The 8,926-nt window shown below is 42.2% G+C and carries 8 protein-coding genes and 1 pseudogene; 8 read left to right on the top strand and 1 reads right to left on the bottom strand.

The window, feature by feature from the left end; all coding sequences use genetic code 11:
- The 3 genes from Q0A12_RS00300 to Q0A12_RS00290 form a co-directional block, all read left to right on the top strand.
- A partial coding sequence (locus tag Q0A12_RS00300; RefSeq protein ID WP_291290734.1) for a MucBP domain-containing protein occupies nucleotides 1–1,072 on the top strand: 1,072 nt, incomplete at its 5' end.
- A 425-nt stretch (nucleotides 1,073–1,497) separates the two neighbouring features.
- Entirely contained in the window at nucleotides 1,498–2,841 is a 1,344-nt protein-coding gene (gene rsgA / locus Q0A12_RS00295; RefSeq protein ID WP_291290733.1) for a ribosome small subunit-dependent GTPase A, read from the top strand.
- Between the two features lie 30 nt (nucleotides 2,842–2,871).
- Nucleotides 2,872–3,300: a VOC family protein gene (locus tag Q0A12_RS00290; RefSeq protein WP_366030666.1), complete on the top strand. Its 429-nt coding sequence runs from the start codon at nucleotides 2,872–2,874 to the stop codon at nucleotides 3,298–3,300.
- Nucleotides 3,301–3,461: 161 nt separating this feature from the next.
- Here the strand turns inward: Q0A12_RS00290 and Q0A12_RS00285 are convergent.
- A pseudogene (locus tag Q0A12_RS00285) lies at nucleotides 3,462–3,641 on the bottom strand (PTS sugar transporter subunit IIC); the annotation flags it as partial.
- A 73-nt stretch (nucleotides 3,642–3,714) separates the two neighbouring features.
- Between Q0A12_RS00285 and Q0A12_RS00280 the strand changes: the two are divergent.
- The 5 genes from Q0A12_RS00280 (at nucleotide 3,715) to Q0A12_RS00260 (ending at nucleotide 8,808) form a co-directional block, all read left to right on the top strand.
- On the top strand, nucleotides 3,715–4,437 hold the full coding sequence (locus Q0A12_RS00280) for an ABC transporter ATP-binding protein (RefSeq protein WP_291290731.1): 723 nt from the start codon (nucleotides 3,715–3,717) through the stop codon (nucleotides 4,435–4,437).
- A 2-nt stretch (nucleotides 4,438–4,439) separates the two neighbouring features.
- Nucleotides 4,440–5,156 carry an ABC transporter permease gene (locus Q0A12_RS00275; RefSeq protein ID WP_291290730.1) on the top strand — a complete coding sequence of 239 codons (717 nt, stop codon included), beginning with the start codon at nucleotides 4,440–4,442 and terminating at the stop codon, nucleotides 5,154–5,156.
- 143 nt (nucleotides 5,157–5,299) lie between these two features.
- On the top strand, nucleotides 5,300–7,285 hold the full coding sequence (locus Q0A12_RS00270; protein ID WP_291290729.1) for a UvrD-helicase domain-containing protein: 1,986 nt from the start codon (nucleotides 5,300–5,302) through the stop codon (nucleotides 7,283–7,285).
- Between the two features lie 10 nt (nucleotides 7,286–7,295).
- Nucleotides 7,296–8,066, top strand: coding sequence for a MerR family transcriptional regulator (locus Q0A12_RS00265; protein WP_291290728.1), 771 nt, complete (start codon nucleotides 7,296–7,298; stop codon nucleotides 8,064–8,066).
- A 55-nt stretch (nucleotides 8,067–8,121) separates the two neighbouring features.
- A complete protein-coding gene (locus Q0A12_RS00260) occupies nucleotides 8,122–8,808 on the top strand; it encodes a M23 family metallopeptidase (protein ID WP_291290727.1) in 687 nt (228 codons plus the stop codon).
- Nucleotides 8,809–8,926: the final 118 nt, after the last annotated feature.

Below are 8,926 nucleotides of genomic sequence, written 5' to 3'. Positions count from 1 at the left end.
CTCACAAATAATAAGTGGAAATATTGGGGAAAAATACGATGTTAGCACGGCAAAGTATCAACTAACAATCGATGGCTATACATTAGACCAAAGCCAACTGCCAAACAACGTGAAAGGGACTTTTAGCGATACAGCCCAAACTGTCACCTACGTTTACACCCAAAACCCTGTTCCGGCAGCGGATATAACGGTGAAATATGTGGATAATGAAGGCAACCAAATTCACGAATCGCAAACACTTAAAGGCAATATTGGGGATAAATATGATGCCAACACGCCAGACTATCAGCTAGCGATTGATGGGTATACGCTAGATAATACGCAATTACCAGATAATATGATCGGTACTTTCAGCGTTACAGCCCAAACCGTGACCTACGTCTACAACAAAGATCCAATCCCAACAGTGGATGTAACGATTAAATATATGGATAGTGAAGGCAAAAAAATACATGACTCACAAACACTAAGTGGCAGCATTGGGGAAAAATACGATGCCAGCACTGCGAAATATCAGTTAACAATTGATGGTTATACGCTAGACCAAAGTCAATTGCCAAACAACGTGAAAGGGACTTTTAGTGATACAGCCCAAACCGTGACCTACGTCTACACCAAAAATCCAATCCCAGCAGCGGATGTAACGGTGAAATATGTGGATAATGAAGACAACCAAATTCACGAATCGCAAACACTTCAAGGCAATATTGGGGAAAAATACGATGTTAGCACGGCAGATTATCAGTTAACGATCGATGGCTATACTTTAGACAAAGCCCAATTACCAAAAAATATGACGGGCACTTTCAGCAATATGGCACAAACAGTGACTTACGTTTACACAAAAAATATTCTTCAAATAATCGATAGTTCGACTCAAGCAAAATCGAATACGAAAACGGAGACTAGCAACATAAAAACAAATTTAAAGGTAACAACTGCTAGAACAACTAAAACAATATCCACTGCCCAAAGAACATTGCCTCAAACAAATGAAAAAAGCAATGGTTTTCTTTTTCTAGGATTGGGCTTGACGAGCCTTGTAGGCTGGGTCTTGTGGCGCAGAAAGTGATGAATACGTGCATTGTTTGAAGTTCAATAGAAACTTTTGCTAGCTTTCAATGACATTCGTTGAAGCTAGCAGAAGCGATATTGACTCAGAGAAAGCGATTTGTTATACTGACCCTGAAAATAACTATGCCATCTAATATGATGAATGGAGTATGCTTGGTGAGTGTCACAGATATCTAATCAATAAGCTGAATAGACAAATAAACTGAGGTTTATTTGTTGTGCTTGTAGAAGTGATATCTGTCGATAAAGAGGATTATTGTAATCTCAGACGATAGGATGACTATCGTCTTTTTTAATACCCTTAGATGGCTGATTATTTTAGACAGGTATCTCTTTATTACGAAGAGGAATTTCAATGACTGAAGGGATTTGCTGCCTTCTAGTTGAAGAATAATTACTTTTCTGAAGTAGGAGAGAGAACAAATGAATACAAAAAAAACGACTGATTTAATTGAAACAAAGGCCCAAATCACAGCTATTCATAAGGATATCTTTGAACTAATGAGTGAACAAGGAAGAGGATTTGCACAAATAAAACGTGGCAGCTATTCCACAACCCAAGAGAATTATCCGGTAACGGGCGATTATGTCATGGTCGATTGGCGGGGGCAAGATCATAGTCTGATTCTGCGAACATTGCCTCGAAGGGCTGCTCTTGCTCGTGCCAATGAAGCAGAAAATAAGGCGCAGATCATTGCCGCAAATTTTGATTATGTGTTTATCCTTCAAGCATTAAACCGAGACTTTAACCTTCGCCGTTTAGAGCGTTACTTAACGCTTGCCTGGCAGTCTGGGGGGATTCCGATCATCATTTTGACTAAAAGTGACCTTGGAGAAGAGAGGGCAACAAAGATTGCTGCCGTCCAACAGATGGCCATGGGCACCAATGTCCATGCAATCAGTACATTTACTGAATCTGGAATCGCTGAACTTGATCCATATTTCCAACCAAATAAAACCGTTGTCTTAGTCGGTTCATCTGGCGTTGGGAAATCAACGTTGGTTAATTATCTAATGGGCAAAAACGTGATGAGAACGAAAGCTATTCGTGAGAAAGATGGTCGAGGCAGACACGCCACGAGTCACAGACAATTACTAGTGTTAAGAAATGGTGCCAAAATCATTGATACACCGGGAATGAGAGAAGTTGGGATTTGGGATGCTACCGATGGATTGAAACAGAGCTTTGCTGATGTAGAAGGTTACTTTGGGCAATGTAAATTTAAGGATTGCCACCATCAAAGTGAGCCTGGATGTGCCATCAAAGAAGCTTTGCGAGCAGAGAAATTGTCTTTAGACAGATGGGAAAGCTATCTTAAACTACACGCAGAAGCAAAATATACGTACGATAAAACAGCCTATTTGAAAGAAAAGACAAACAGGGAAAAAGGTATCAGTAAAATGGTGCGTCAGCTAAAAAGCGATTACCGACAGACGGCTTGTTTTGACAGTTTTATCTGTGAAGAATGCGGTCGACCTGTAAATCCTGAAAATGCAGGTAGTCAGCATCGCAATCACTGTCCCCACTGTTTAACGAGTCTCCATGCGGATACTCTTCCTGGAGACCGAGCTTCGTTGTGCCGAGGGAAGATGGATCCTATCAGTATTTGGTCCAAAGAGGATGGCGAATGGGCAATCATTCACCGTTGCCGAAATTGTGGTACCCTAAAGACGAATCGAATTGCGGCTGACGACAATCAAGAAAAACTCATTCACTTGGCAACAAGAGCGATTCAGTACCCACCCTTTGCTATAGAGAAATGTTAATTGTTTTGGTTTATAACGAAAGGAGAGCCACTGATGTATCAAATCCACCACATTCAAATTACTGTCAACGATGTAAAAAAAGCGGAACCTTTTTATGACCAATTGTTCCATTTGCTAGGTTTTGATATTCAAAAGAAATACTCAGGCTATCTCGAACATGCCGATATGGAAGTAGTGGAATATTTGAGTGATACCTTTGATTTTGGAATCTGTTCGCCAAAGCAAGAATGGGTCAATGAAACAATTGATTCTAGAAAGCCTGGTTCCCTCCAACACATTGCTTTTAAAGCAGAAAGCAGGGAAGCCGTAGACGCGATCTATCCAAAAATCAAAGCACTAGGAGTAAAGATTCTTCATGGGAAACCAATGGAATACAAAGAACGGATCGCGCCTAATTATTATGCACTATTCTTTGAGACGCCAGAAGGCCTCCGCTTTGAAATCTTTCATTATGCCTAAACTTGTGCTGACTTTTCGCATTTTTTGAATGAAAGAGTTTTAACCAAAAAAGACAAATCCTTTTCTGATTCGAATTGAGTTGATTCGATGAAGGGGAAAGGATTTGTCTTTTCTATTATAAAACAAGAATAGCTTAGTCTTGTTTTTGTTACGAAGAATGGCTATAGATTTTGATCGACTAATTTTGTCTTATTATTCTCCATTACTTTAAAGAATGGATAGTAAATGAAGATACTGATTACGATCAACAGTAGGCAAAAGAGAATGTTGCGCCAGTCCATACTTGAAAGATAAGCTTGTGCAAAAAACGGTGTGAAGGAAGGATCAACGATAAAGCCAATTTCATTCCCTCCACTATCCCATCATTGTTTGATTTTCGGCTAAACTGAGTCCAGATCAGATGGGAGGGAATGTATGAACAAACAAGCAGCGATACAGGTTCATGGATTGAGCAAAACATTTGGGAAGAAACGAGTGATTGATGATCTTAGTTTCACAGTCGAAAAGGGCACCATCTTTGGTTTGTTAGGACATAACGGGGCAGGGAAATCCACGACGATCGATTGTATTTTGGGCACGCAAAAATGTGATTCAGCAAGGATCTCGCTTTTGGGAAGAGATCCTAAGGCTGAACGGAAACGACTGTTTCAGTATGTGGGGGTCCAATTCCAAGAATCTGCCTTTCAAAATCAATTAAAGGTAAGAGAGATTTGCGAGATCACCTATTCGTTGTATGAAAACCCGCTAAACTGGAAGCAGGCGCTCCATGAATTTGGCCTTGCCTCTAAATTGAATTCATTTCTCGGAACATTATCGGGGGGCGAGAAACAGAAGCTATGTATCCTTTTGGCTATCATGGGGAATCCGCAAATCATTTTTTTGGATGAATTGACAACCGGACTGGACCCCCAGGCCCGGCGCGAGGTTTGGCGATACTTGCTCGCTTTAAAAGACAAGGGGGTCACTATCTTTCTGACCTCTCATTACATGGATGAAGTGGAAACGCTGTGTGATCGGATTCTAGTGTTAAACAAAGGCAAAGAAGTTGCCAGCGGGACAGTAGCTGATATTCTAGTAAAAGTGAATAAGAAGAATCTCGAAGAGGCTTTCTTGACGCTTGTTGGGGAGGAAGTGTAGGAATGAAAACATTTTGGTTGTTGTACAAATCAGAAGCAAAACTTTCTATGAGAGAGATGTCTTCAGTGATCTTTGGGATTTTTGTTCCAGTCGGGATCATTTGTCTGATGGCATTTATGGATCCGGACAATCACTCCTTGAATACGAACTTTGTCGCTGTCTCAACAGTCGGGATTTGTTCAGCTGGTGTGATGGGGCTTCCGCTAGCATTGTCTTCTTATCGGGAACGCAAGATCTTAAAGCGATATCAAGTAACACCGATCAGCCCAGCACAGTTACTTTTCGCCCATCTGTTGTTTTGTTTTACGATCAGTATTGTTTCCATGCTGTTGATATTAGGCGTTTTGATCACGTGTTTCCAATTTTCCTATGTCGGTCATTGGGGACAATTTATTTCTGCCTATTTGTTGGTGATGGTTTCGATCCATGCCGTCGGGTTGATTGTCGCCAGCTTGTCTCCTAGCGAAAAAGCCACCGGTGCGATCAATTCAGCGATTTTCTTTCCGATGTTTTTTCTTTCAGGAGCAACCGTTCCATATGAAATCTTGCCAACCGGTTTACAGAAAGTTGCCGATGTCATGCCACTGGCCCAAGGAATCAAATTGCTGAAGGCAGTCACATTCCATGAAGAAACAGGAATCTTTTTCACGATAACACTTTTAGTGGTCATTACATTGATCGGTCTATTTGTTGCGATCAGATATTTCCGTTGGGAGTAAAAGCAGTTCAAATAAGTGGACCAAGCAGAAAAAGGATGCAGACTTTGATCGCTGCATCCTTTTTCTTTGCTATATCAAACCCTACACTATACCACCAATGTATAGTTTCTTGCTAAAGTCTTGAAAGAAAGGTGGTTTGAGAGATGACGATGACCAATGAAAACAGCTATTTAGCAGATGTGATTAAAATGATCACCGCGCAAATCCAAGAACTTGAAACAACCGTGGATACTAATGAACAAGCCTACAAAGAAATCAAAAAATATACGGTGGATTACAAAAACGAATTAGACAAATACGAAGTCTATAACCATCAGCAGAACTTATCGTTTATCGATAAACGGAATACCTTTGAGACCAATCGCATCGCAAAATTGTCGTATCTGCAAGAAACACCTTATTTTTCTCGGATCGACTTTCAATTTGATGGGGAAGAGGAAGCCGAGAAATTTTATATTGGCAGATATGGGTTTGTCGACAACTACGGGCAGCAACTGGTCTATGATTGGCGCGCACCGATCTCTTCTTTGTATTATGATTTTCCTTTAGGGAGCGCTTATTATGAGTCGATGGGAAAGAAGTTTACCGGCAGCTTGCAATTGAAGCGACAATTTGACATCAAGAATGGCACAATCCGTTTCTTAGTGGACAGCAACGACTCCTTGAACGATGACTTTTTGATCAATGAACTGAGTAAGCACACGACCAAAGAGATGAAAACCATCATTCACACGATCCAAAAGGAGCAAAATGAAGCTATCAGAGACTCCAAAACAAAAAATCTACTCATTCAAGGGGTTGCCGGTTCTGGAAAAACTTCCATCGCATTGCATCGGATTGCCTACCTGCTTTATCAAAAAAGAGCAGAACTCGCAGCATCGGAGGTGTTGATTTTATCTCCCAATGAGGTCTTCTCTGATTACATTTCCACTGTGCTGCCTGAATTAGGCGAGGATGATCTCTTTCAATTAGACATCACACAGTTGGTACAGCCATTGATGGGTGAATCACTAGTAATCGGGGATCACCAAGAGGAGATTGCAGAAATCCTCAGCAATCCTCAATCGAAAAAAGCCCAGTCCTATCTCCACAAACGATCCGCAAACTTCTTTTGGGCCATAACTGAGTACCTTGAAATGATCCCAAAGAAGCTGTCCCGTGAAGACCTAGTGATCCAGCCAGACATCTGTCTTATGAAACAGCAAATCAAAGCAGCGCTCGCCAACCTTCCATCATCAGCCCTTTGGCCGCAAATAAAAGAATTGGCACAACGCTTGGCCCAAGAGTTGCCTGGCGATCAAAATAAATTTGCGGCAAGGATTGCCCATGAATTAAAGAAGCGAACTGGAATCACCCAACCATTGAAGGAATATGAAAAATTCCTAGCCACGCAAAAAGAAGTGTTACTCAGAGAAGAAAATACACTTGCCTATTCCGATGCCTTCCCGTATCTCTTTTTTAAATGGAAGATCGAAGGACTGCCGATCAATCACCAAATCAAGCATCTTGTCATTGATGAGATGCAAGATTATTCTCTTCTCCAATTTTATTTACTGGATCAATTGTTTCCCTGTCAAAAAACGATCTGCGGAGATGTTAGTCAAAATCTACTCAGTGAGGATCCTGATTTGTTGACCCAAATACAAACAATCATTCCCGACAGCCGCGTGATTACCTTCAATAGGAGTTACCGATCCAGCTATGAAATCATGACCTATGCCAAACGCTTTACCACCAATCAGGATCTCCAGCCGGTGGAACGTCACGGCAAAGTAGTGGCAGAGATCCACCTAACGAAAGAGCAAGACAAATGGACGGAACTTCGGCAGCAGATTGCTTCTTTTCAACAATCATCGTATCGAACCTGTGGCATTATCTGCCAGACCGAAGCCGCAATGACTGCGATCAAACAGCAGCTTGTTGAGGTCCCCTTGACTTGCCTGACAAAAGAGGCGAAAGCAATGGCAGAAGGAGTGATCCTTACCACACCTCAATTTGCGAAAGGATTGGAATTTGACCAAGTGATTCTGCCGGATGTCCACGCGCATCAGCTAACAAAAAAGAGTAATCTGCTTTATACTAGTTGCTCTCGGGCGCTGCATGAACTAACATTGTTAGTAACAAGCTAGGAGGGGGAGAATGAAGACCTATAGCACTTCCGAAGTTGCCAAAATCGTTGGCTTTCACCCAAATACCATTCGCCGCTATGAAGAATGGGCATTGATCCCCACGCCGCTGCGCAAGCAGAATGGCTATCGGATCTACACTGACTACCATCTAGAATTGATCAAAACGGCACGTATCGCTTTCCAGATTGAAGTTCTTCAGTCTGGGCTGCGAGAGCGGATGCGAGAGATGATCAAAGCATTAGCGAATTACGACTTTGATCACGCACAAACCTTGTTGGATCAGTATATCGTGGCGGTCGATCAAGAAATCGCTCAAGCCGAAGAAGCCATCCGCATCGTGGAACATTTGTTGAAAGGAGAGTCTGCAGACAGTAAGCTTTCCCTCAAGCGAAGAGAAGCAGCGGATCACTTAGGTGTCACTACCGATGCACTGCGGAATTGGGAACTAAACGGACTTCTTACTTTAAAGCGCAGTCAGAATGGGTACCGAATTTATGAAATGGACGACTTGAACCGTTTGAAAATCATTCGGATTCTACGCTCTGCCAACTATTCATTAGAAGCCATCTTGCGACTGCTCAATTCTCTGGATCAATCGCAGGAACCAGATATTAAATCTGTTCTAAACCAACCTGATCCTGACGAAGACATCATTTCTGTCTGTGACCGTTTGATCGCCTCCTTAGAAAAAGCCAAAGAAAATGCCCTCGGATTAACAGCCAAAATCAAGCAATTACAGAAACTCTCTAAAACGTTAGAACGCCCACCCAGCAGCCATTGAATACTGGTACAAAAGTGCAACGAGAAGAACCATCTGTAGAATTGGAGGAAAAAACATGGATCCATTCAAAAGCCCCATCCGCATCGAGTTTCCCTTAAGGGGAGAGTGGCAAGCCCCCACGACTCCTGTCAAACGCGTCCCCAGTCATGGAACCAACCGTATGGGAATGAGGTATGCCTTTGATTTTGTCCAAGTCAATTGGGACAAGCCCCATAAGCCGTTTTACGATACCTCTTTTGCCAGATATTTCCTATCTGGTGTGCCATTAGCAAACTGTTACTGTTGGGGTCAACCAATCTACGCCCCATGTGATGGTGAAGTCATTGCTGTGGTTGACGGCATTCCTGAAAGGCAAACCGTTCATTGGATATCCGACGGCGCTATCGCAATCAAAAATGCCCGCACCTTTAATGAATACCAAGACGATTTTAGCCAAATTGCTGGCAACTATTTAATCGTGAAACACGCCCCACAAGTTTATCTTGCTTTCGTTCATTTGCAGACCAATTCCATCGCTGTAGCTGTCGGTCAACAGTTGCAAAAAGGCGAGTTACTAGGAAACGTCGGTCACTCTGGCAATTCCACCTCGCCTCATTTGCACTTTCAAGTCATGGACAGCGATGACATTGCCCATGCCCAAGGCTTACCCTTCGTCTTCGAGAAGTATGAACTCTATCAGGAGAATCACTGGGAAATGGTCTATGATCAATTGCCTTCGGATACAGATCGGGTGAGGTTTTGAGGAAGCATATTTGTTAGAAGTAGGGGAGCTGCAGATTGTGAGAAGAATAAAGTTATATAGATATATACTAATATAATCAAATTAGGCTGTTGTGCTTATGCTAAGGGCACTACAGTTT

Source organism: Enterococcus sp., from assembly GCF_022711995.1.
Taxonomy (GTDB): domain Bacteria; phylum Bacillota; class Bacilli; order Lactobacillales; family Enterococcaceae; genus Enterococcus_D.
The sequence above is the reverse complement of the archived record's forward strand: the minus strand, read 5'-3'. Positions and strand labels throughout refer to the sequence as shown.